This window comes from Flavobacterium sp. 140616W15, from assembly GCF_003668995.1.
Lineage (GTDB): Bacteria > Bacteroidota > Bacteroidia > Flavobacteriales > Flavobacteriaceae > Flavobacterium.
Genome location: NZ_CP033068.1, coordinates 3821291 through 3847368 on the forward strand (window position 1 = coordinate 3821291; position 26078 = coordinate 3847368).

Below are 26078 nucleotides of genomic sequence, written 5' to 3' on the forward strand. Positions count from 1 at the left end.
AATACTAATTTTAAAGAAATTTCTTTCAAATATAAAACTAATTCATTTAAATAAGAAGTTTCAAAATACTTCTCATAATGGTTATCTTTGTTTTTAGATAATCTTATTTAAGCTATAAATAGAGGATTCACATTGCTAACATTGCCAAAAAATGAAATATTTAACCACAACTCTGCTACTCTTTTTATTCAACTTTACTTTTGCTCAAACAACTTTTAAGGTAAATAATTTCTCAAAAGCTCATTATGGAAAAATATTTATAGCCAACACTTCTCAAGTATTTTCAAAAGGTTGGGTCGCTATTTATGATAAAAAAACTAATAAACAAATCATTAAGGTTGAATCAGAAGAATTAGCTTTGAGCTTACATAACGGAAAAGCTTTGGCAAACATAAAACAATTGCCTTATGGAGAACAGAGTCTGATTATGTATGAAGACTATAATTTTGATGGTATCAAAGATTTCGCCATCAATGACGGACAGAATAGTTGCTACCATGGCCCTTCTTTTAGAATATATTTAGGAACTAAAAACGATTTTAAATTTAGCCCCGAATTTACAGCACTGGCTCAAGACTATTGCGGAATGTTTCAGGTAGATTATAAGCAAAAGAAATTAAGTACAATGACTAAAAGCGGTTGCTGCTGGCATCAATTTTCAGAATTTATTGTCGAAAATAACAAACCCAAAGTAATTAAAATAGTCGAGGACGACCAAATGAATTTTCCTTATAATAATTACAGCGAACAAAATTGGGATGGCAAGAAAATGGTAGTAAAAACAAAAAGAATGATTACCCTTGATGAAAATGAAGGTATTAAAACTATACTATCATTTAACATTGATAAAAATCAAAAAAGAGTAGTTCTTTTTAATCATAATGACAGGACACTTAACTATGTTTTAATCGACAAAAATGATGAAGTAGAATTTTCTTACCCTATAAATACTGAATATCAAAATCCAGATTTTAATTTTGAAATGAAAAATAACACCCTAACATTTAAGAATAAAGATGTTGTTTACACCATATATGACAACCAAAATTCTATTGGGATCACAATAACAACTAATGGAAAAACATACAATTGGACTGGAAACAGTACCAGCAAAAAAGGAAAATTAACAGATATAACTGCAACACCACTAGATAATGTTGTTGTAAACTAAAATTAGAAAAATGAATACGACCCAATTACGATACCTAAAGAAACATTTTGCTTTTTGTAAATTCACATTTCTTATTTTTGCTTTACAATCATTCACCTGTCAATCTCAACAAAACATGATAACACCTCCTTATTTACAAAAAGGCGATACAGTTGCCCTAGTAGCAACAGCAAGAAAAAATATCGATGACAATTTAAAACCAACAATCGACTTACTTAAAAGTTGGGGAATAGAAACCGTAATAGGAAGTACAATAGGATTAGATACTAATCAGCTAGCTGGAACTGATGAGCAACGTGCAATCGATTTTCAACATCAAATGGACAATCCAAACATTAAAGCAATTTGGTGCGTGCGTGGTGGATATGGTACTGTTCGAATGATTGACTTACTTGACTTCACTAAATTTAAGCAACATCCTAAATGGGTCATAGGTTTTAGCGATGTCACAGTCTTACACAATCATCTTAATACAATGGGCTACAAATCCATTCACGGTGTGATGCCAGTAAGTATTCCTCGTGCAACACCTGATGCGATTGCAACTATGAAAATGGCTTTGTTTGGCAACCCAATCTCCTATTCAGTTTCGCCAGACCCAATGAATCGATTTGGCAAAGCAACAGGTGAATTAGTTGGAGGTAATTTATCCATACTATATAGTCTATTAGGATCAAAATCAGCAATTGACTGCCGAGACAAAATACTTTTTATAGAAGATTTAGACGAATATCTTTATCATATTGATCGTATGATGATGAACCTAAAGCGAAATGGATGTATCGAAAACCTAAAAGGAATTGTAATTGGTGCTATGACCAAAATGAAAGATAATGATATCCCATGGGGGAAAAATGCATTAGAAATTATTGATGATGTTACCAAAAAATACGACATCCCTGTAATATTTAATTTTCCTGCAGGACACATCCAAGACAATAGAGCATTGGTAATGGGAAGTACTGTTACAATCGAAGTTAATGCGGCAGGAAGCACGCTTGTTTTTAATAAATAATATAAACGATTACCTAGTCTAAGTACTTATATAATTAAGTACAATCTCCCAAAGACGCGGCCTTGCAAAGAAACCCAATTCAAACTTTGCAACGCTGCGTCTTTGCGTGAAAACTATTAGCGTAAAAAAAATGGAGACTAAAAACTGAATACTAACCTCTCAAAAAGCAAAACATGGCTGAACACAATGAGCTCGGAAAAAAAGGAGAAGATCTTGCTGTGGAATATCTTCAACAAAATGGCTATAAAATTCTAGATCGGAATTGGAGTTTTCAAAAAGCTGAAATTGATATTATAGCCACCAAAGAAAACACAATGGCTATTGTAGAAGTAAAAACAAGATCGAGTCTTGACTTTGGCTTACCACAAGATTTTGTTAATCCAAAAAAAATTCAGCTACTTGTAAAAGCTGTAAATGCCTACATAAACGATAGGGAAATGGATTTTGAAATTCGTTTTGATATCGTTGCAATTCACAAAAAAAAGGAATCGTTTGTTATAGAACATCTTATAGATGCTTTTTATCACTTTTAACATAATTTTCTATTGTTATATTTGTAACAAATTGTTTTTTAATTTATATTTGCAAAAAAATATAACACACAATTAACTAAACCAACCACACTAAGTTACTACAAAAACCAGAAAATTATGAAAACTGTTTCCTCCATCGTAGAAAATTACATCAAAACGAAGCCTTTTTTATTAAATGCATTATCACTCGGCATTATTAATCTAACCTCATTATCTAGAAATATAATGACTGAATTAGAAAGCGAATTTGGCAAAGAAGTAAAACAAGGTGCTGTAGTAATGTCGTTAAAACGACTAACGGAAGAATTAGATTTTAAATTAAATCATAAGATAAACAAAGTAATTAAGAATATTGGCGAGATTACAGTACGATCAGAACTTACAGATTATACTTTTGCAGCATCTGAAACTGTTTTGAACAAACAAGCTGATTTAATATCTGACATTAATACATTATCAGATATATTCTATACCTCATCTCGTGGTGTTAACGAAACCAATATTGTAGTTAGTAGCAGTATAAATCAACTAGTTGAAAAACACTTTGCTCGCGAAAAATTAATTCAGAAATTAAGCAATTTGGCTTCAATTACTGTAAAATTACCAAAAGAAAACATTGTAGTTCCTGGTATATATTACTTTATTTTCCAACGTTTAGCATGGGAAGGAATTATAATAAATGAAGTTATCTCTACATCAAATGAATTTACAATATTAGTAAGTGAAGATCAAGTAGATATTGCTTTTAAAGTGATCAAAGACTTAAAAAACTAGATTCCTTAATAAAAAAATAAAAATCCCTTTTTTAGTTTAAAACTAAAAAGGGATTTTTTTTATTCTTCTACCGTTTTTGTACTATCAAAAATAGATATGAACAAATCCTTCCGCAATAATTTTAATTAAAAAAGAGACAAATTTCTACTGGTAGGGTTCTTTTATAAGGAATTAAAATAGAATACATACTTCATAAACAACTACTTTTAGTGTTAAAAAAGTAGAATTCATCTCCCTCTTTATTTTTCCTTTTTATGCTTTATTTATTTTTTGAGCGCATCTCGATTTAAAAAAAAATAACAATTAAAGACTTAAAATCCCCATTATGAGATTACTTGAAAATATTTCATTTTTCTCAATTTTACTTAATATTACAAAGACAAAACTTACTTTTTGTTGAATTTTAATTGTTCGTATCAATAGAAAAACCCTCATGAACAACTTAATAATCTAATCAAGTAGTAGTTAATATTAGCTTAAAATCACCTTCAATTTATCTGTTTTATTTTCATGCAAAATAATTTCTTAAAAAGATTCTTGGCTCAAAGCTAAAAAACAAACTGGTAGGTACTGGTGTATTATATATATGCAATCCTCTAAATTTGAATTTCATTATTCTTATAAAATTATATTCAAAAAAATAATATCATTATTTTAAAAGGAAAATGAATAAATAATGATAAAAATTTAATATCATAAACAAATAATACCTCAAATAGAATAAAAAGCTTAACCAAAACCAGAAACCAAAAACTAACTAAAATGAAACAATTAAAAAACTTACTTAGGAAGCCTTTTCTAATGCCGATCATTCTCCTTTTTTGGCTACCAAATATCCTACTCGCGCAGGAGAGTCAGACAAAAAAGACCATATCTGGAAAAGTTACTGATGACAAAAACAACTCCTTGCCTGGAGTTAGTATTTCTATAAAAGACACTAAGTATAATGCCGCAACCGATTTTGATGGAAATTATACTTTAACCTATATACCAAATGGTACGAATCAGACTATTCTTTTTTCTTACTTAGGATTTATAGAAAAAACGGAAGCTATCAATAATCGCAGTGAAATTAATGCATCGATGCAAGAAGAAACCAATAAACTTAATGAGGTAATTGTTATTGGTTACGGATCTCAAAAGAAAAGCAATGTTACAGGAGCCATTTCATCTGTTAAGAAGGAAAGCATCGAAACACGAGCTACAACAAATCCAGCCGAAGCACTACAAGGCTTGGTTGCCGGAGTAAATGTTCAAAAAAGTGGTGGTGTTGCTGGAGCAGCTGTAAGCGTAAAAATACGTGGAGTAAATACTTTTGGAGCAACAGAACCTCTTTACATTATTGATGGGTTCCAAGGAAACATTAATACTGTAAATCCAACAAATATAGAATCTATGGAGGTTCTTAAAGATGGTGCGGCAGCAGCAATTTACGGATCTGTCGCAGCTAATGGAGTAATAATTGTAACTACAAAAAACGGTCAAAAAGAAGGAGTGAAAGTAGATTTTAGTTCATTTTTGGCTTATAAAAACACAGCAAAAACATTGGATTTATTAGATGCTGATGGCTATCGTACGGTACACAAAAGAATGTATGATGAGTATAATAAATATGCAACTTCTCCTAAAGCTCTTCCAGCTTATATCACTAATCCATCAACTACCAATACCGATTGGCAAGACGAAGTTTTCCGTCCTGGGCTTACTCAAAATTATGGCATGGGCGTACAAGGAAGACAAGGTGATCTTAAATTTGCCTTATATGGTAATTATGTAAAAGAAAAAGGAATTGTTATCGATAATACTTTTGGCCAACAAACCGCTAGCGCAAGAGTTAGCTTTAAAAAATCAATCTTTGATGTAGATGGAAAAATGGCATACATTGGAACACAAAATGCATTACCTAATTTTCAACTTAGAGAAGTATATGCAATATCGCCTTTAGTCCCTGTTTACGATGCAAATGAACCTTACGGTTATGGCTTAACAAACAAAAATGGTTTACCTACTAATACTAATCCTGTTGCCGAAGAACATTTTAAAAACAGCATGATAAAAGGTCAGGATATAACTGCAAATATTGCTATAACTGCAAACATTAGCTCTTGGTTAAAATACAAAATAGCCTATTCTTATCGTGCAAAAAATGAGCAACAAACAGCGCATTTCCCACCTTATATTGCTAATCCAAAAGAAGCACATTTGTACCCATTGCAAACCGAATTAAGATCATATTGGGATGAGCAAATATTAGACAACATTATAACAATTGACAAAACTTTTGGCAAACATACCTTTGGCTTGATGCTTGGAAATACTATAAATGGAGTCTCTTCAAATTGGAATGAGGTAAGCGTAGAAGGAAAAACAACTGACTATTCTGTAGAGAACGGACAATTAGTATCAATTGATCGTCCCTCTGGATTTTTAGATCCAAATTTTGAAACTATTGGAGCAGGTAAAGGAGGAACATACTCAGCAGATGGCTCTAAATTTCAATACAACCGTCTTTCTTTTTTTAGCCGACTAAATTATTCTTTCAACGATCGCTACTTACTTCAAATGACGATTAGAAAAGATGGTTCATCTAAATTTGGAGAAGACAGTCGTTGGGGAACTTTTCCATCTATTGCATTAGGATGGAAAATAGAACAAGAAGACTTTTTCCCTAAAGACTTTATCATATCAACTTTAAAATTGCGTGCTAGTTGGGGACAATTAGGAAACGAAGCCGCTCTAGGGTATTACTCAGCAAATACATTAATTAGTACAGGAAACGGTTTAGGTTCTGGCTCTGTACAAGGTAACGGAAGTAATCCTTGGCCTGGAAGTATTGCAAAAACGTTAGAGAATAGAAACTTACAATGGGAAACAACAGATTCTAAAAATATTGGTGTTGATTTTACCCTTAAAAACGGAAAAATTAGTGGTTCTATGAACTACTACCATAATGTAACTGACAATTTATTGATTACAAAAAAACTAGCTCCATCTGCTGGAATCGATGATCCTATTTTAAACGTAGGCAAAATTAGTAATAGCGGATTTGAACTTGAAGTTAATTACCGCGACCAGATTAATGAGTTTAAATACAATGTAGGTTTTAACATGTCTACCCTTAAAAACAAAGTAATCTCACTTGCAAACGAAGGTCAGACTATTTATGGTGAGGGATTAAAATATGGAGATGAGCATTTCCCTACTCAAGCACGCGTAGGAAATCCGATTAGTGGCTTTTATTTATACAAAACAGATGGTATTTTCCAATCTACTGACGAAGTAAATGCTCATAGTAAAAATGGTGTTTTATTACAACCAAATGCGCAACCGGGAGATATCCGATTTAAAGATTTGAATGGAGATGGTGTTATAGATGAAAACGACAAAGCATATGCTGGAACTGGATTACCAAAACTTGAAGCTAACATTAGTTTAGGTGCGAGCTATAAAGGGTTCGATTTCTCAGCTTTAATAGGAAGTGGCTGGGGCAACAAATTATATAACGGAAATAGATATTTCTATGAATCTATGAATTCTGGAACTAACATGCTAGCTTCAACACTTAATTCATGGACACCAGAAAACCACAGTAACACTCCTCGTGCCGTTTTGCAAGATCCAAATGGAAACAGCCGTGAATCAGATCGTTTTCTCGAAAGTGGCGATTTTATAAGAATGCGTCAATTACAAATCGGATATACAATCCCTAATAAAATGTTAGGCGGAGCAAAATTAGACAAGCTAAGGATTTATGTAAGTGCGGAGAATTTATTCACCATCACAAACTACTCAGGTATAGATCCAGAATTCTCGCGTTCTTCTGTTCTGAATACAGGAATTGACCGTTTCGTGTATCCATTTACAAGAACGTTTGTAACAGGTGTTCAATACATATTTTAATTCTATTCCTAAAAGACACAATCATGAAGAAGACATTTTTTATACTATCCATTATAGGCCTATTAACTGTCGCTAGTTGTAGTGACTATTTAGACCAACAATCTCCCGATCAACTTACTTCAAATAATTTCTGGAGAAATAAAGCCGATGCCGAATCCGCTTTGGCAGCAACATATTCGCAACTCGAAGGTGCTGTCGATCAATGGGCTTTTGCCGAAGTAAAATGGCCCGTAGAAGCCTATAGAGAAGATATTTGCGAACTAGGAAGTGATGCATTAAATTACCAAAGCTGGGTAGAACTTTCGACATTCACCTATACCAATGGTAATAGTCAATTTACTAGATATTGGACACTAAATTACAGAGGAATTAGTAATGCAAATCAAGTAATTGATAAGTTACCACAAGTTCCAACTGCAACATTAAATGATGCTGATCGCAAACAAATAGAAGCCGAAGCTCGTTTTTTACGTGCTTATTACCACATGAAATTGCTTCTTAACTGGGAACAAATTTATATCAGAAACAAATATATAACTAAAGAAAGTGATTTAAGTGTTCCATTATCAACACGTGTTGAAACTTGGAACTTCATTACAAGTGAACTTAAAGCCGTAGCCGAAATATTACCACTTAAACAAACACAAGACAAAACCGGTCGTGCAACTAGTGGAGCGGCCAATAGCTACCTAGGATTTGCTTATTTAACAAGAGCATACGAAGAAACAGCCCAAAAACAAACATTCCTAAATGAATCTCTTGCTGCATTAAACAAAGTACAAGGATATGATTTGGTTAAAGATTATGTATCCATGTTTGATGGTACTACCAAAAATTCTAAAGAATCTATATTCGAACTACAATTCACAGAAACTACTGCCAATGGTGCATTTTACCGTAATGCACTCCACTTTTGGATGGCTGCAGGAGAACTAGGCGGATGGGATGAAATTCTTCCGAGTACAATGCTTGTAAACGAATTTAAAAAAGAAGGGAAAATAGCTACCACAGGAAATTACGACACTCGTCTTTATAGCACGCTTTTCTTTAAAGATCCTTATTTTAATGATTCAAACAATCCAAGAGTATTAGGAACTACTTACGATGATAAATTTGGTGATACTGACAAACCCGTATTCCGTAAATACATACCAAATACCCAAGAAAAAATGGATCAGGAATATACAGCAATCAACATTCCGCTTATGCGATATTCAAATGTATTATTGATGCAAGCAGAAGCACTGAACGAGCTAGGCCGTACGCCAGAAGCTATTCCATACATTAACAAAGTTCGTGATAGAGCCGATATGCCTGCAATGACTGGTACAACTGGTGATGAGGTAAAAGCTCAAATCGAACATGAAAGAATATTAGAATTTCCTCTAGAAAACTATCGCTTTTATGACTTACGTCGTTGGGGCAAAACAAAATCAGCACTTGATGCTGTAGGCCGTACTGGTTTTAATGCATCAAAAAACAATTTTTATCCAATTCCATTAACAGAGTTACAAGCAAATTAATCCATTGAATTATTTTAATTTTTAAAAGAATAGCCCTATATTTCTTGGGCTATTCTTTTTATCTACTGATTTCGTATTTCTCTATTAATCACTATTTAAGAATCGAGAAATGTATCACAAACCAAAAACATTCAATAAAAAACGAAACAACATGGGCAAAAGGCAAATACTTTATATTCTTTTATTCTTTTTTATAATACAGTTCAATTGGGCACAAAAAGACTTCCCTATTTTAGAATCTTCAAAAAACAGTATAAATTATAAAGGAAATCCAACAGAAGCTACAGATAGAAAATCATTAGCTTTCTCTGATAAAGGTGCGTGGTTCGCATTTGGGTTCCTTGAACCAAGTGAAGTTAAAGCTGGCTTTTCTGGTCCTTTTTTAATGACCGAAGAAAATGGAGTTTGGCTAAGCCCTTCGTTGGTTTCATTACAACTTAATGACGAAAACAAACACGAAGCCATCAACTGGAAAAGTAGCTTGGTAAGTCAAAATAGTTACAATAGCCATTTAGTACAACTATTTCAAAATGAAAAATTAGACGTAAAACAGCAACTTGTTTTTTTATCTGGTCATTCAGCACTACAAAAAACAAGTATTACCAATAAAACTGGAAAAGTCATCACCCTTTACCCTTCTTATGATTCCAATATTTTCATAGACAACATCCAATTATCTAAAGAAAATAAAACATTAAAAATTGTTTCTACAAAAAGTACTGCTATTGGACACATTCAGTTTCTTAATGCAACACCCGAAGTTGAAATTTTCAAACAAGGATATAAAGTTCAAACTGAAAAACTAGTATTAAAACCAAACGAAACCAAAGACCTAATTGTTTCTCAAACCTTTATTTTTCCACAATATTCATGGAAAAATGAAAATGAAATCATCGCAAAAACAACTTTCAATACACTCCTTAAAAACACCCAAAAAGAAAAAGAGAGTCAATTAGAACAATTAATTGCCAGAAAGAAATCAATTTACAAAGATGCTACTTACTCTGATTTGGTTGCTAAACTAGTATTGACATTACAAAATAATACCAGAATTGCTGCCGAAGGATTAAAACACGGTGGACTTTTTCCTAGTTACAATTACAAGTGGTTTCATGGTTTTTGGGCATGGGACAGCTGGAAACATGCGGTTGCGGTTGCCAATTATGACTCCGAATTGGCAAAAAACCAAATGCGTGCCCTATTTGATTATCAAGAACCAAACGGATTTATTCCAGATTGCATCTACAGAAACAACCTCCTCGAAGAAAACAATTACCGAAATACAAAATCGCCACTTGCAGCATGGGCAATCTGGAAAATTTATGAAAAAACTAAAGATGCCAATTTTATAAAAGAGTTTTATCCAAAACTAAAATCATATCATAACTGGTGGTACAAAGAACGTGACCATGATCAGGATGGTATATGCGAATTTGGCTCTACAGATGGAACATTGGTTGCTGCCAAATGGGAAAGCGGAATGGATAATGCAGTACGTTTTGATGATAGTAAAATCTTAAAGAACGGTGATAAAGCCTATTCATTAGACCAGGAAAGCGTTGACTTAAATTCATTTTTATACGCCGAAAAGAACTTTTTAAATAAAATGGCTCAAGTTTTAAAATTGAATGAAGAAGCTAAAAAATGGCAAGACGAAAGTGCAACATTAAAAGCTAAAATTCAAACTCAATTTTGGGATCCAACAACAGGTTGGTATTATGATACCACAATCGACGGAAAAACATTGATAAAAGCGATGGGATGTGAAGGATATTTACCAATTTGGGCTGAGGTTGCTACAGCCGAACAAACCAAAGCCATGAAAGAAAACATGATGAATCCTACTATTTTCAACACATATGTTCCTTTACCAACATTGGCCGCAAACCACCCAAAATTTAAACCAGAACGTGGCTATTGGAGAGGACCTATTTGGCTTGACCAAAGTTATTTTGGTATAAATGGATTGGAAAAATACGGTTATACAACCGAAGCAAACCAATTGGCACATAAACTCATTCATAATGCAGAAGGAGTTCTGGACAAAGGCACATCTATAAGAGAAAACTACCAACCGCTTACAGGAAAAGGAATGGAAGCTTTTAACTTTAGCTGGTCGGCCTCACATTATTTAATGCTACTTTTAGAAGATAAATAATTTAAAGAATACCACAAATTCGATTAACTCAATACAACCAAGAATGTTCAAGCAAAATATATCATTAATCAAAATTTTATTTACACTATTGCTTATCGCAAATTGTAATTCGAATCCTATTTTTTCTCAAACTAAAAAAAACACAGCAACGGAGAAAAAAGACCCACAACGCTTTTTTTCAAAACCTGATTTAATGCAAATTGGTGTTTACTATTATCCTGAGCAATGGCCAAAAGAACAATGGGAACGTGATTTAAAAAACATAAAAAAACTAGGATTTGAGTTTACGCATTTTGCTGAATTTGCTTGGACTTATATGGAACCCGAAGAAGGTAAATATGATTTTAAATGGCTTGATGACGCACTTGCTATAGCCGAAAAAAACGGTTTAAAAGTAATTCTTTGTACTCCTACCCCAACCCCACCAGCATGGATGGGAGATAAATATCCTGAAATTTATTTGGTAGATGCAAGCGGACGTCGCAGAGAACACGGTAATAGAGCTAATGTATCTATAACAAATGAAAAATACCGAGAATTTACAGATCAAATAGTTGCCGAACTTGGAAAAAGATACGGTAAAAATAAAAACATCATGGGTTGGCAAATCGACAATGAACCTTTAGGTACTGCCGATTTCAGTCCTTCAGCTCGCAAAGCATTTCAAATTTGGCTTAAAGCCAAATACGGAACAATCGAAAAACTAAATACCGAATGGGTTGGGAATTTTTGGAGTACCCGTTATAATAACTTTGAACAAATAGTTTTACCTAATGCTGAAATTTATTTTGAAGACAAATTAAGTCCGCATGCCGTTTTAGATTTTAAAAGATTTACTTCTGATGCACAGGGGGAATATTTGAATAGACAAGCCGAAATACTTCGTAAATATGTTGATCCAAAACAATGGATAACAACCAACTTTACCAATGTAATTTATGATGCCGACCCAAGGAGTGCTAATAAAATGGACTTCATTACCTATACGATGTATCCTGTAAGTGGACAAAATCCTTTGGGAGGAGATAGCTTTAGAATGGGATCTCCTAACAAAATATCTGAAGCCAATGATTACTACAGATCAATAAGCGGTGTTACTGGTATTATGGAATTACAACCTGGACAAGTAAACTGGGCAGGGATTAACCCACAATTACAGCCAGGAACGGTTCATATGTGGATATCTCAAGCTTTTGGTGGTGGTTGTTCCTTTACTTGTACGTATAGATACAGACACCCGCTAGGAAGTAGCGAAATGTACCATGATGGAATCGTAGGAACCGATGGCGTAACACTTACTACTGGTGGAAAAGAATTTGTACAATCTATCGAGGACATAAAATTGCTTCGTAAAGAATACAATCCGAAAGCAGTAATCCCTCAAGAAATTGCAAAAAGAAAAACAGGTTTTTTATGGAGTCATGAGAACCTTTGGGATTTAGAAAATCAAAAACAAACCGAATTCTGGAGCACTTGGAGACATCGAAATATCTATACAACAGCTATAAAATCGACTGGTGCTCCAGTAGATTTTATTACAGAAAATGATGATTTCTCTGCTTATCCATTTATCGTTGCTCCTGCTTATCAACTAATAGATCAAAAATTAGTAGACAAATGGACTAAATATGTTGAAAACGGAGGAAACTTAATACTTTCTTGTCGTACTGGTCAGAAAGATAGAAATGGACATTTTTTTGAAGCCAATTGGAGTGCGCCAATCGTACCATTAATTGGTGCCGATGTAGATTTTTTTGATATGCTTGTTGCTAATGTAAACGGAACAATAACTGCTGGTAATAATACTCATAAATGGAATACTTGGGCTGATGTCTTGAGTCCGAAACAAGGAACAGAAGTTTTAGCAACCTATGCAGATCAATTTTACAAAGGTAAAGCAGCGGTTATTACAAGAAAACTAGGCAAAGGAACTGTTACTTATATTGGTGCAGAAAGTAAAGATGGAAATTTAGAAAGACAAGTAGTTCGTACTATTTACGAGCGTGCAAAAGTAGCTATCGAAGATTTGCCAAAAGGAGTTTTTATAGAATGGAGAGATGGTTTTTATGTAGGTGTAAACTATACAAATGAGCCTATAAACTTATCTATACCTCAAGGAAGCAAAATCCTTGTGGGACAAAACCCTTTACAACCAGCCCAGGCTATTATTTGGAAATAGGAGAAATATACTTTTAATTTATAGCTCCATTTAACACCAATGGCCTTAACAGATAAAAAACAACTTAATAAACAATACCAATGATTTTTTCAGAGACAGACATTCAGCAATTAGCGATAGAACATTATGGATTATCCGCTACCGTAAAAGCATTAGACGGTTATGATGAATTGAACTTTATCTTAACTGATGAAAAAAATCAGAAGTATATATTAAAGCTTTCTGATGAAAATCAGCCGTATCCTTTTTTGGAAGCACAAGTGAAAATTATTCAGCATTTAAGAAAGAGTCCTTTAGCCGATAGCTTTCAACAATTTTCAATCAATAAAAATGGAGAAGCATTAACCCAAATTATCAAAGACAACAAAACGTATTACATACGAATTCTAAGTTTTCTAGAAGGTTCTTTTTGGTACGAACAGCCAAAAAAATCAGATACTGCCCTTTATAATTTAGGAGCATTTATGGGGAATATGGACAAAGCACTTCAGGATTTTTCGCATCCTGCAATGCATAGAAATTATACTTGGGATATTAGCAGAGCGAGTGATGCCAATGAAAAACTGAAATACATCACTAATCACGAGCGCAGACGAATTGCAGGTTATTTCCTTTTGCAGTTTGATACCGAAGTGCTTCCACAAATACAGCCGTTACGGCATGCATACATTCATAATGACGCCAATGATTGTAATGTAATGGCTCGAGAAGAACAAACAACGGGATTAATTGATTTTGGCGATATGGTTTATTCTGCTTTAATCAATAACCTCGCAATAACTTGTACCTATGCAATTCTGGAATATGATGATCCATTAACAGCAGCTTCATTTATTGTAAAAGGATATCACGAAGCATATCCGCTTAAAACAGAAGAACTCGATTTATTATATTACTTAATTGCAGGAAGACTTTGCATTAGCGTAACACAATCCGCATACAATACATCGTTAAACAGTGATAATATACACCATTTTATTACTGAAAAACCAGCTTGGGAATTACTACATAAACTCATCAAAATTAACCCTATAAAAGCTCAAGATACTTTTAGAAAAGTATGTGGATTTGATGGAGTAATAAACGATTCCGACTATTCAGATTTATTACAAGCGCGTCAAAAAAATGTAGGTCGAAATCTAAGTATAGGATATAATGACAAATTAAAAATTGTAAAAGGAGCGTTACAATATTTATACGATGACAAAGGAAGAACCTTTGTTGATTGTGTTAATAATCCTTCACATGTTGGACATTGCCACCCTGTCGTAGTAAAGAAAATGCAAAAACAAATTGCTACCCTAAATACCAATACAAGATACCTTAACGATACCATATTAGAATATGCCGAAAAACTTACAGCAACATTACCTCCTTCTTTAAGCGTTTGCTATTTTGTAAACTCAGGAAGTGAAGCTAATGATTTAGCCATTCGAATGAGCCGTCATTTCACCAAACAAAAAGACATCATCGTATTGGACCATGCTTATCACGGAACCTCAACTGTAGCAATGGAAATGAGTCCGTATAAATTTGATAGCAAAGGAGGTTTTGGCCAAATGCCTTGGATTCACAAGGCAATTAATCCCGATTTATACCGAGGTCCATATAAATATGGCGATACAAAGGCGGGCGAAAAATATGCTGCCGATGTACAACGAATTATCAAAGATTTAAAGAAAGAAGATAAATCTCCCGCAGTATTTATTTGTGAAACTCTATTGGGTGTTGGAGGTCAAATCCCACTACCAGAAAATTATTTAAAAACTGTATATGATTACGTAAGAGCTTCGGGAGGGGTTTGTATTGCCGATGAAGTTCAGGTAGGATTTGGAAGAGTTGGTGATAAATTCTGGGGATTCGAATTACAAGATGTCGTCCCTGATATTGTTGTACTAGGAAAACCTATTGGTAACGGACATCCGCTGGCGGCCGTGATTGTAACAAATGAAATAGCCGATGCTTTTAACAACGGAATGGAATACTTCAATACTTTTGGAGGTAATCCAGTATCAATGTCGGCTGGACTGGCTGTTCTAGAAGTAATTCAAGATGAGAAAATGCAACAACATGCTCTAGAAGTAGGTAATTACCTTATGGATTTACTCAAAGGATTAATGGCTAAATTCCCAATTATTAGTGATGTTCGCGGACATGGTTTATTCATTGGTGCCGAAATGGTAAAAGACAGAACCACCATGGAACCTGCAATTCCAGAAATTGATATTGTAGTAGAAAAAATGAAAGAAAAAGGATACCTATTAAGTACAGATGGCCCTTTGCATAATGTTTTAAAAATAAAACCACCAATGCCATTCAACAAACAAAATGCAGATGAAATGGTTCAGTTTCTTGAAGAGGCTTTAAAAGAGATTCACATTCAATAAAGAAATATTTTATCTTCAAATCTTAGAGATAAAAAAATGGCGTATGAAAATATCATACGCCATTTTAAGTTTTTATTTTTCAGTATCTACTCCTCAAACAATTCCATAAGCTCTAACGCTTTTTTAATCGATTTTACGTTGTCAAAAGTCAATAATAGACGTAAGCCGTTAACGGTTTGTTTTTCTTTCATTTTGCAAAGCGTACTGTGTTTTTGCACAAATTGCAAAACCTTTCTAAACTTTGAAGATTGATAATAATCCGATTGTTGATCAGACACGAAATATCCAATCATTTTACCTTGTTTCATTATCAGTCTTTCGATACCAACATTTGTAGCAATCCATTTTATTCGAATACTGTTAAGCAACGAAATAGCTTGTCTAGGTAATGGCCCAAAACGGTCAATTAGCTTTCTCTCAAATTCTTTCAATCCAGCTTCGTCTTTTACAGCACCAAGTTCATTATACAAAACCAATCGTTCTGAAACGTTGTTGATATATTCATCTGGGAATAACAGCTCAAAATCAGTATCGATTTGCAGGTCTTTAACGTACTCCTTAGTATCGATATTATTTTCTTCTGGATATAAATCCTTGAACTCATTTTCTTTTAATTCTTCGATGGCTTCATTCATGATTTTTTGGTAAGTGTCAAAACCAATTTCATTGATAAAACCACTTTGTTCACCTCCTAATAAATCTCCTGCTCCACGAATTTCAAGATCTTTCATCGCGATATTAAAACCACTTCCTAATTCGCTGAATTGTTCCAAAGCCTGAATTCGTTTACGGGCATCTTCAGTCATAGAAGAATATGGTGGACAGATAAAATAACAGAATGCTTTCTTGTTACTTCGTCCTACTCGACCACGCATTTGATGTAAATCCGACAATCCGAAATTATTAGCATTATTGATGAAGATAGTATTGGCATTTGGAACATCCAGACCGCTCTCGATAATCGTCGTAGCTACTAGAACATCAAAATCACCATTCATAAAGGCCAACATTAACTCTTCAAGTTTGGCACCTTCCATTTGTCCGTGTCCGATTCCTACCCTAGCATTTGGAACCAACCGCTGAATCATTCCGGCAACTTCTTTTATATTTTCTATTCGGTTATTGATAAAGAAAACCTGTCCGTTACGCTGAATTTCATATGAAATTGCATCACGAATCAATTCTTCATTAAAGCCAACCACATTGGTCTCTATAGGATAACGATTGGGTGGTGGCGTTGTAATTACAGATAAATCTCGTGCAGCCATTAAAGAGAATTGTAATGTTCTCGGAATTGGCGTTGCTGTTAATGTCAACGTATCAACATTGGCAGCGATGGTCTTCAATTTATCTTTTACGTTAACTCCAAACTTTTGTTCTTCGTCGACAATTAATAATCCTAAATCTTTAAAAACTACATTTTTATTTACCAATTGATGGGTTCCAATTACAATATCCAGCTTTCCTTCGGCTAGATCTTTTAAAGTTTGTGCTTTTTGTTTTGCTGTTCTAAATCGGTTTAAATACCCAACAGTAACTGGCATTTCTTTTAATCGTTCCGAAAAAGTACGATAATGTTGGTAGGCAAGAATTGTAGTTGGTACTAAAACTGCAACTTGCTTACTATTATCTACTGCTTTAAAAGCGGCACGAATTGCAACCTCTGTTTTTCCAAATCCAACATCACCACAAACCAAACGATCCATTGGTCGGTCGCTTTCCATATCAGCTTTTACTTCCTGTGTCGATTTAATTTGATCTGGAGTATCTTCATATATAAACGAACTTTCTAACTCGTTTTGCAGATAGCTATCTGGAGCAAACTGAAATCCTTTTTCTAATCTTCTTTTTGCATATAACTGAATCAGATTGAAAGCAATATGCTTGACACGCGCTTTAGTTTTTTGCTTTAAAATCTTCCAAGCGTTAGAGCCTAACTTATAAATTTTAGGAGGCGTTCCGTCTTTCCCGTTGTATTTTGAGATTTTATGAAGCGAGTGGATACTCACATACACTATATCATTATCGGCATAAACCAATTTGATGGCTTCTTGCGTTTTTCCTTCAACTTGAATTTTTTGCAAACCTCCAAATCGCCCGATTCCATGATCGATATGCGTAACATAATCCCCAACTGATAAAGTGGTAAGTTCCTTAAGCGTGATATTCTGTTTTTTAGAATATCCATTTTTAATATTAAATTTATGATATCGCTCAAAAATCTGATGGTCAGTATAACATGTAATCTGATTTTCGTCATCAATAAAACCTTGATATAATGGTAAGACTACAGTATGGTATTGCTTACGGATATTCTCAGAATTGGCTTCGTCCAACGTTTCAAAAATATCATGAAATCGTTTTGCCTGAGCATCATTTGAGCAGAATAGATAATTCTTATATCCATTAAAATGATTATCACTTAAATTATTCAGCAATAAGTCAAATTGTTTATTGAATGATGGTTGTGGCTGAATGTGAAAATCGTATTTCTTTATCGTTTTAAAAATTGGCTTACTAGCTAATTCTACAATCGAAAAATCCAATGCCTTTTTTATAAACGACTTCTGATTTAAGAATAACTGATCAGGGCTTGCTCTTTTAATTTCTTTCGATAATTTCTCGTAAGCTTCTTCGGCTCTTGCAAATTGCTTATCTAGCTGACTTAAAAAACCATCTGTGTTTTGAATAAAAAGTACCGTTTTTTCAGAAATATAATCCAAAAAGCTTTCTCTATTTTCCTGAAAAACTTTGTTCTCAACATTTGGGATTATCGTAATTTTTTTATGTGTTTCTACAGATAATTGTGTCCCAACATCAAAGCTTCGAATACTATCAACTTCATTTCCAAAAAACTCAATTCGATACGGATTATCATTCGAAAAAGAAAACACATCCACGATTCCTCCACGAACAGAGAACTCTCCTGGCTCAGTAATAAAATCAACTCTTTTGAATTCGTATTCGAATAACACTTCATTAATAAAATCAATTGAAATTTTATCTCCAACGGAAACTTTTAAAGTATTCTTATCCAACTCTTTTCGAGTCACTACTTTTTCAAATAATGCTTCGGGATAGGTAACAATTATTGCAGGTTTTTTACGCGAATTAATTCGGTTTAGAACTTCTGCCCGAAGTAAAACATTGGCATTGTCTGTATCCTCAATCTGATACGGCCTGCGGTATGATCCTGGATAAAACAACACATCTTGCTCACCAATCATTTGTTCTAAATCATTCAGATAATAAGCAGCTTCTTCCTTATTATCCAAAATAATAAGAAAAGGTAATTCTGCTTTTTTAAACAAAGAACGAATTACGAATGAAACTGCAGATCCTAACAAACCGTTTAGATGCAGTTTTACTTCATTATTTTCTAATAATTGATTGGCAACTTGCTGTATTTTAGGCAAATTATCATACGTAGTATATAAAGCACTTTTACTCAACTCTTGGAATATTTGGATCTATAGGCGTACTGGGAATTGCTCTCGCAGTATCCTTTATCATTTTCATTAATTCTGATTCTCCTTCTTCTAATGGAATTTTATTCTTTTCGACTATTTTATCCATTTGTCTTTCTAAAGAAACCAACTCCTTATTAATATCTCCTATCAAGAAAACAACTTTTTCATCAGGAATTTTATCTAGATGAATATACAAATCCATCATTTTTATCTTAGTAATTAAGACAGAAATCCTACTTTTTATTTGTTGCTTATTAAATTGTTCTGGGATATTATTATTTAATGCGATTGCTTTTTGGGCAATAGCACTCGATTTTTTTTGAAAAGCACCAATTGTTTTTTTAGGTTTACCTTTTAATTCCTCAAGAAACTGGCGCCATTCGTTCCAGCTTTTTATACTTTCTTCTGAAACTGTATTGATTGGAGTATCATAAAAAACCCAGCCTTTATTAATATTATTAAAAATTAGTTCTTTCTTTTTAGCTTCTTTTTTATTTTCGGCAAGTCGCTTTTCATCCTGATTTTGACAAGAATTTAAAAGAAAAACTAAAAGAAGGAAAAGAGATATTCTATATTTCATTGGTTCAAACGTTAGGCTACAAAGTTACAAAGTAAATTTACAATTATGAATTCCCATTTAAGAAGAAGTTATGATTTTATTGTTCTGTTTTTAATCCATTTACTAAAATAGCCATTCGTAAACTATCGTGAGAAACAAACACTCTTTTTGAGAAGTCTTTAAATAATCGATAGTCAATTAAAATATAATTGCGAAATCGTTACCTTTGCTAGACTAAACAAACTTAACATGAATCCTAAAATATTAATCATTGGTGCATGCGGCCAAATTGGAACGGAGCTTACGCAAAAACTACGCAAGTTATACGGAACTGAAAATGTAATCGCTTCAGACATTCGTAAATTAAATACAGATGTTGTTAATTCTGGTCCTTTTGAAGTTGTGAATGCCTTAGATTTCAATCAAATCGAACACCTTGTAGAAGTTCATAAAATAACTGATATTTATTTAATGGCAGCTTTACTATCTGCTACAGCTGAAAAAAACCCTGCATTTGCCTGGGATCTGAACATGAACTCATTGTTTCACGTTTTGAACTTAGCGAAAGCAAAAAAAATAAAAAAGATTTTCTGGCCATCAAGTATTGCTGTTTTTGGACCAACTACTCCAAAAGAAAACACACCACAATATACTGTAATGGAACCTTCAACTGTTTATGGAATTAGTAAACAAGCTGGTGAAAGATGGTGCGAATACTACCATAATATTTATGGCGTAGATGTTCGAAGCATACGTTATCCAGGTCTAATTAGTTGGTCAACTCCTCCTGGTGGTGGAACAACTGATTATGCTGTTGATATTTTCTACAAGGCTATTGCTGATAAAAAATACGAATGCTTTTTATCATCTGAAACCAAAATGCCAATGATGTATATGGATGATGCAATCGATGCAACCATTAATATTATGAAAGCACCTGTTGAGCAAATAAAAATTCATTCTTCATACAATTTAGCTGCAATGAGTTTCACACCAACAGAAATTGCAAACGAAATTAAAAAACATATTCCTGAATTTGAGATTACTTACAATCCAGATTTCCGTCAGAAAATCGCTGATAGCTGGCCTGCAAGTATCGACGATAGTTCTGCGAGAGAAGATTGGGATTGGAAACATACTTTTGATCTTGAGACAATGACGAAAGATATGTTGGAACATTTGGGTGACAAAAAATAAGCAATCTGTTTACATTCTAAAAGTCCGTTTTTTTTAAAGCAATACCTTTAAAAAAAACGGACTTTTATCATTTACATAATAAACCTATTTATTCGCTTTTATTATTTGTCTTTTAATAATTAATTACTACATAATTTTATTACTTTTAGTGCGTTTTTAACAAATACAAAAAACCAAAAAAACTAAAAACCAAAAAATTAAGTTAATTATATGACAAATCATCATCAACCAATCAATCAATCAAAAAGAACAGCAATAATTGACATACTAAGAGGCTGGGCCCTTTTTGGGGTAGCAGTAGGCAATTATTCAGGATTTCAACACATTGGAATACCTAACAAAACCAAGAATAGTATTTTATCTGAGGTACTACATAATTTTGATCAATTTTTTTTAGCTGGAAAATCATGGACTCTATTAACCATTCTATTTGGCTATGGTTTTGCGATTTTAATTAATAATGTTAAATCAAAAGGCAGAAACCCTGTTCTTTTTTTTAGTTGGCGAATGTTACTGCTTTTTGTCTTTGCCTTTATTAATTCCTTATTTTGGTTTGGTGACATCTTAAGAGACTATGCCTTTCTAGGACTGATATTGTTATTCTTTTCAAGAAGTTCAGCAAAAACATTAGGTTATATTTCTGCTATCCTTATTCTTGCTGTTCCCTTCATAATGGTTTATGTCAAAGGATTTAGTCCCGAAAAAATATCAGTTCTCACAAATCCAGAATATTTAAAATTATATCATTCTGGAAACTGGCTTGATTTTTTTAAATTTAATCTAACAGCTTCTTTTTATGAGCAAATTATTGTTCCTGGTTACGCCATTACCGCACATATTGTAATGCTGGCTTGCATGCTTTTCGGCGTTCTTCTTCAAAAAATAGATTTTTTCAATCGTTTAAACGAAATGAAAAAAAATTTAAAATATGTACTTATATTCAGCATTCCTTTTCTTGTCCTTCTAGGTCTCAGCTTTTACTTCGCTGTCAATAATAAAATCGGATTTATTAAATTCTTCCATCCCTATTTTTGGTTTATTATAAGCACAATGCTCCCTATTGCAACTGGAATTTGCCTACTATATATTAACGGAAAACTAAAAACAATTTTTACCTATTTTAGTGCCTGTGGCAAAATGACATTAACTAATTATATCTTTCAGAATATATTAGGCGCCTTTATTTTCTCCGGGATTGGTTTAGGAATAGGAAACACAATGCCTTATTGGTTTTACTTTTCATTAGCTGTTTTTGTTTTTATTATTCAATTATTTATCAGCAAGTGGTGGCTTTCAAAATACAATTACGGTCCAATAGAATGGCTTTGGAGATCTGCTAGCTATAGAGAGTTGTTCCCTTTTAAAAAACCAACAGAAAATAATATTCCGATAGAAACCAATACACAAATAGCCAAGTAACAATTTATCATTAAAAATAATCATATAAAAAGCCCTTAAAAACAGTTGTCTTTAAGGGCTTTTTCATTATAAAAAAGGAAGTTTATTTTACTTCATATATATTATTTGTAGCTTTTACATCAGCCATTAATCCGCTTGGATCGATGGTGATTTTCTTGATAGCGCTTTTGCTTTTATCAATTGTAAAGTTATAAGTTGGCATTGCCCAAGCCCAATCATTTAAAACTGTCCTTTTTACCGAAGGATTAGGATTCTCTTTTATAAAGTTCATCATTCGTAACGGAATATAAAAACTCTCTTTAGTTCCATCAGTATATTCTACAATTAAATCAATAGGCATTGGCATTCTTCCAATTCTTTCAAGAGTTACAACTGTTTTATTACCACTATCACTCACTTCTTTGATACCATAATCAATTGTATTGGTAGTTTGCGTCCAATCTATTAAATACCAATCCAATTCAGCTCCAGAAACGCGTTCAGCAGTTCTTTTGATATCATTTGGTGATGGGTGTTTAAATTTAAAATCATTATAATATCTCTTTAATGTAGCATCAAGATTATCCTGACCAATTACATAAGCTAACTGCGAAAGAAAGATACTTCCTTTTACATAAGATGAAATACTATAAGGTCTGTTCTCATCATAACGATCACCATGCGTAGATTGTGGTTGCTCTTTACCAGAAGCAACTAAATTATAATAAGCTGTATAATTCCCTTTAAATGGGTTTGCTTCCTTTTTATCCCCAGCTAATTCATTCAAAGCCATATCTTCAACGTAAGTAGTAAAACCTTCATCCATCCATGGGTGCTTAGACTCATTTGATGCTAAAACATGTTGAAACCAAGCATGTCCTAACTCATGTGTTGCTGTACCTAACATTCCTTGTAAAGTTCCATTACCCAACATCAAAGTACACATTGCGTACTCCATTCCACCATCTCCACCTTGAATAAATGAATATTGTTTGTATGGGTATGGACCTATTTTATTATTATAAAAATCCATTACCTTAACCATTAATGGCTGTAGATTTTTCCAGTTTTCAATGATTTTCGGATTGTTTTTGTAAAAGAAATGCAAATCAACATCATTTGGCCCTTTTACCACATCATGAATATATTCATTATCTGCTGCCCAAGTAAAATCATGTACCATAGGCGCTACAAAATGCCATGTAAGTGTTTTTGTTTTTTTAGGATAAACAACAGTAACACCTGCATCTTGGTATCCGTGACCTATTTCATTTTTGTTCTGTAAATAACCAGAACCTCCTATTGTATAATCCTTATCAATTGTAATCTTCACATCAAAATTACCCCAAACACCATGAAACTCTCTTGCGATGTATGGATCTGCATGCCAACCTTCGAAATCAAATTCGGCCAATTTAGGATACCATTGAGACATTGACAGAGCAACACCTTCTGTACTATTTCTTCCTGCACGACGAATTTGTACAGGAACCTGTCCGTCAAACTCTAATGTAAAAGTAGTTTTTGAGTTTGGTAAAATTGGTTTAGCCAAAGTAACCTCCATAATTGTCCCCGAAGTTCTAGTTACTGCTGTTACCCCATCTTGCTTAAAATTGGTGATATTAAGAAAACCTATTTCATTAGGTTTTAAAGTTTTCATACGGCTTTCCTTAACATCTTTACCGTCAACTTTAATCTTGTTTATCATTCTTCCATCAGGATCTTTAATAGTTTGGACTCTAGCGTCCATCTCACTTCCTGGTTGAAACGCATTAAAAAACAAATGATAAAATACTTTTCGTAAAGTATCTGGTGAATTATTGGTATAAACCAATTCTTGCTTTCCTTTGTACAAATAGTTTTTCACATCCATGGATACATCCATTTTATAATCAACATGTTGTTGCCAATAAGGAGCATTTTGAGCAACCAGAGAACCAAAACTAAGGCTCAAAAAAGAAAGTAATATAATTTTTCGCATGGGCTATATAATAAAAAATGGAAGGGTTGCCACCCTCCCATCGGATTAATATTCTTTACAATTTATTTTTTTGACATTTTTTCTGCCATCAATAACGCATTATAAGCATTCACCATTCTCCCTGTTTTTGATGATTCAGTCGATGAAACAGCTACTGGTTTTTCCTCTGGATTTGGATTCTCACCCAAAATCACCATTGCTGGAAGTAAAACACCAGAATTCATTAAAATATGTTTTACCTGTGGAGCAGTTAGCTTAGGATAATATGAACGAATTAGTGCTGCAACTCCAGCTGCATTTGGTGCAGCCATTGAAGTTCCTTGCAAATATTTGTATTTATTATTTGGAACTGTAGCATATATCTCTTCTCCTGGAGCAAAAACATCAACGTTTATTTTTCCAAAATTAGAAAAACCAGCTACAACCTTTTCTCCATATACTTTATTGATCGCACCAATTGTAATTAAGTTGTCTGCAAATTCTTTGATGTTATCTTCTGAGTCATTTGGATAATTAATATTCTTTTCAATATCAATATTGTATCCATCATTCCCAGCAGCATGTACGATTAACACATCTTTTTTAGCGGCATATTTTATAGCATCATAAACCCATTGTTTATGAGGAGAAAAGCTCTTTCCAAAACTTCCATTAATTACTTTTGCTCCATTGTCTACAGCATAACGTATTGCCAATGCAATATCCTTATCATACTCATCTCCATCTGGAACAGCTCTCACTGCCATAATTTCAACGTTGTTAGCAACACCATCTCCACCTAAATTATTGTGACGCAACTGTGCAACAATACCCGCTACGTGAGTTCCGTGTAATGCTTTATCTTTAACTGGTCCAATAACGTTATTATTACCATAACGAGTATCTTTAATATCTTCTGGATTATCTCCTACAATTTTTCGACCATCAAATTCTTTATTCAAATTAAAATTTAATTGATCGTAAACTTGCTCTCTATACTCTTCAAAATCTACTTCAGGATTAAAAGTATCCCCAGCATTAGTGAAAATTTGAGTCATGATCATTTTACTTCTAGCTACTTTTGGATCTGTAGAAGTAATAGCATTTAAATCTTCAAGCTTGTAATTGTCTTTATTCAATTCTTTTTTTACAGTCGAATGAACTTCAAGTAAAAAATCTACTTGTTGCTTATCTTCTAATGCCTTTTCGTACTTTTCATTGTACATAGCCAATGCATTTTTGTATTGAGCAGATCCATCATCACCTTTCTTTACAATACGAGTCAGTTCTAAATTCTCATTTACAGCATCACCAAGAAAATTCCAACCATGAACGTCATCTATAAAACCATTATTATCATCATCGATTCCGTTACCAGCAATCTCTTTTGTATTGGTCCAAATTTTCCCTTGTAAATCCTCATGTTCGATATCAACACCAGAATCAACAATTCCCACAATAACCTTTACTCCTTTTTTATTCTTCAGTAATTCGGCATATGCCTTGTCAACACTCATACCAGGAATAGTATCTTTTACTAAATCCAGATGACTCCATCTCTTTAAATCATTTTCTGTAACGGGAGCATTTTTTTTAATAATTGCAGGAGCAATTTCAACAACTGGAAGAGTTGTAATTGATGCTTGTTTTGTAGCGCCACAACCTGCTAAAACCATTAACGCAAAAGCAGATATGTAAATAGGCTTGATACTATTCATTTATAATAAATTTAATAAAAGTTAAAATATGGGTCTAATTTATGGTTTTTTGTTACAAAAAAAAGACAGATTAACACACTGTTAGGAATCTTACTCAATCTTTTTTCATCAAACTAGAAACGGTTCAAATATAATC

At 33.3% G+C, this 26078-nt stretch carries 15 protein-coding genes; 11 read left to right on the top strand and 4 right to left on the bottom strand.

Annotated features, from left to right (window positions below):
- The first annotated feature begins 151 nt into the window (after positions 1 to 151).
- The 9 genes from EAG11_RS16765 (at position 152) to EAG11_RS16805 (ending at position 15640) form a co-directional block, all read left to right on the top strand.
- Positions 152 to 1171 carry a hypothetical protein gene (locus EAG11_RS16765; RefSeq protein WP_129540166.1) on the top strand — a complete coding sequence of 340 codons (1020 nt, stop codon included), beginning with the start codon at positions 152 to 154 and terminating at the stop codon, positions 1169 to 1171.
- A 115-nt stretch (positions 1172 to 1286) separates the two neighbouring features.
- Complete coding sequence (locus tag EAG11_RS16770; protein WP_242499370.1) at positions 1287 to 2186, top strand: LD-carboxypeptidase; 900 nt, start codon at positions 1287 to 1289, stop codon at positions 2184 to 2186.
- A 173-nt stretch (positions 2187 to 2359) separates the two neighbouring features.
- Positions 2360 to 2719, top strand: coding sequence for a YraN family protein (locus EAG11_RS16775; RefSeq protein WP_129540168.1), 360 nt, complete (start codon positions 2360 to 2362; stop codon positions 2717 to 2719).
- Between the two features lie 117 nt (positions 2720 to 2836).
- Complete coding sequence (locus tag EAG11_RS16780; protein ID WP_035618292.1) at positions 2837 to 3493, top strand: aspartate kinase; 657 nt, start codon at positions 2837 to 2839, stop codon at positions 3491 to 3493.
- Positions 3494 to 4255: 762 nt separating this feature from the next.
- Positions 4256 to 7393, top strand: coding sequence for a TonB-dependent receptor (locus EAG11_RS16785; protein ID WP_242499188.1), 3138 nt, complete (start codon positions 4256 to 4258; stop codon positions 7391 to 7393).
- A gap of 23 nt (positions 7394 to 7416) precedes the next feature.
- Positions 7417 to 8916: a RagB/SusD family nutrient uptake outer membrane protein gene (locus tag EAG11_RS16790; protein ID WP_129540169.1), complete on the top strand. Its 1500-nt coding sequence runs from the start codon at positions 7417 to 7419 to the stop codon at positions 8914 to 8916.
- Between the two features lie 151 nt (positions 8917 to 9067).
- The gene (locus tag EAG11_RS16795; protein WP_129540170.1) at positions 9068 to 11074 is read left to right on the top strand and encodes a trehalase family glycosidase; all 2007 of its coding nucleotides are present in this window, start codon (positions 9068 to 9070) and stop codon (positions 11072 to 11074) included.
- Between the two features lie 43 nt (positions 11075 to 11117).
- Positions 11118 to 13253 (top strand): beta-galactosidase, encoded by a 2136-nt coding sequence (locus EAG11_RS16800; RefSeq protein ID WP_129540171.1) that lies wholly within the window; start codon positions 11118 to 11120, stop codon positions 13251 to 13253.
- A gap of 80 nt (positions 13254 to 13333) precedes the next feature.
- Positions 13334 to 15640, top strand: a complete 2307-nt coding sequence (locus EAG11_RS16805) for an aminotransferase class III-fold pyridoxal phosphate-dependent enzyme (protein WP_129540172.1) — start codon at positions 13334 to 13336, stop codon at positions 15638 to 15640.
- 86 nt (positions 15641 to 15726) lie between these two features.
- On the opposite strand, the gene mfd is transcribed toward EAG11_RS16805, so the two are convergent.
- Together mfd and EAG11_RS16815 are read right to left on the bottom strand one after the other, a co-directional pair.
- Positions 15727 to 19092 carry a transcription-repair coupling factor gene (gene mfd, locus EAG11_RS16810; RefSeq protein ID WP_129540173.1) on the bottom strand — a complete coding sequence of 1122 codons (3366 nt, stop codon included), beginning with the start codon at positions 19090 to 19092 and terminating at the stop codon, positions 15727 to 15729.
- Complete coding sequence (locus EAG11_RS16815) at positions 19085 to 19690, bottom strand: hypothetical protein (protein ID WP_129540174.1); 606 nt, start codon at positions 19688 to 19690, stop codon at positions 19085 to 19087. The genes mfd and EAG11_RS16815 overlap by 8 nt, the downstream gene beginning before the upstream one ends.
- Positions 19691 to 19918: 228 nt before the next feature.
- Here EAG11_RS16815 and EAG11_RS16820 point away from each other — a divergent pair, with 228 nt between their 5' ends.
- Positions 19919 to 20866, top strand: coding sequence for an L-threonine 3-dehydrogenase (locus EAG11_RS16820; protein WP_129540175.1), 948 nt, complete (start codon positions 19919 to 19921; stop codon positions 20864 to 20866).
- Positions 20867 to 21076: 210 nt separating this feature from the next.
- A complete protein-coding gene (locus EAG11_RS16825; RefSeq protein WP_129540176.1) occupies positions 21077 to 22285 on the top strand; it encodes a DUF418 domain-containing protein in 1209 nt (402 codons plus the stop codon).
- 82 nt (positions 22286 to 22367) lie between these two features.
- On the opposite strand, the gene EAG11_RS16830 is transcribed toward EAG11_RS16825, so the two are convergent.
- The gene (locus EAG11_RS16830; RefSeq protein WP_129540177.1) at positions 22368 to 24245 is read right to left on the bottom strand and encodes a M1 family metallopeptidase; all 1878 of its coding nucleotides are present in this window, start codon (positions 24243 to 24245) and stop codon (positions 22368 to 22370) included.
- A gap of 62 nt (positions 24246 to 24307) precedes the next feature.
- Positions 24308 to 25942, bottom strand: a complete 1635-nt coding sequence (locus tag EAG11_RS16835; protein ID WP_129540178.1) for a S8 family peptidase — start codon at positions 25940 to 25942, stop codon at positions 24308 to 24310.
- Positions 25943 to 26078 lie beyond the last annotated feature (136 nt).

Coding starts and splice junctions, on each gene's coding strand:
- EAG11_RS16765 (WP_129540166.1), top strand. CDS start 152: ATGAAATATTTAACCACAACTCTGCTACTCTTTTTATTCAACTTTACT.
- EAG11_RS16770 (WP_242499370.1), top strand. CDS start 1,287: ATGATAACACCTCCTTATTTACAAAAAGGCGATACAGTTGCCCTAGTA.
- EAG11_RS16775 (WP_129540168.1), top strand. CDS start 2,360: ATGGCTGAACACAATGAGCTCGGAAAAAAAGGAGAAGATCTTGCTGTG.
- EAG11_RS16780 (WP_035618292.1), top strand. CDS start 2,837: ATGAAAACTGTTTCCTCCATCGTAGAAAATTACATCAAAACGAAGCCT.
- EAG11_RS16785 (WP_242499188.1), top strand. CDS start 4,256: ATGAAACAATTAAAAAACTTACTTAGGAAGCCTTTTCTAATGCCGATC.
- EAG11_RS16790 (WP_129540169.1), top strand. CDS start 7,417: ATGAAGAAGACATTTTTTATACTATCCATTATAGGCCTATTAACTGTC.
- EAG11_RS16795 (WP_129540170.1), top strand. CDS start 9,068: ATGGGCAAAAGGCAAATACTTTATATTCTTTTATTCTTTTTTATAATA.
- EAG11_RS16800 (WP_129540171.1), top strand. CDS start 11,118: ATGTTCAAGCAAAATATATCATTAATCAAAATTTTATTTACACTATTG.
- EAG11_RS16805 (WP_129540172.1), top strand. CDS start 13,334: ATGATTTTTTCAGAGACAGACATTCAGCAATTAGCGATAGAACATTAT.
- EAG11_RS16815 (WP_129540174.1), bottom strand. CDS start 19,690: ATGAAATATAGAATATCTCTTTTCCTTCTTTTAGTTTTTCTTTTAAAT.
- EAG11_RS16820 (WP_129540175.1), top strand. CDS start 19,919: ATGAATCCTAAAATATTAATCATTGGTGCATGCGGCCAAATTGGAACG.
- EAG11_RS16825 (WP_129540176.1), top strand. CDS start 21,077: ATGACAAATCATCATCAACCAATCAATCAATCAAAAAGAACAGCAATA.
- EAG11_RS16830 (WP_129540177.1), bottom strand. CDS start 24,245: ATGCGAAAAATTATATTACTTTCTTTTTTGAGCCTTAGTTTTGGTTCT.
- EAG11_RS16835 (WP_129540178.1), bottom strand. CDS start 25,942: ATGAATAGTATCAAGCCTATTTACATATCTGCTTTTGCGTTAATGGTT.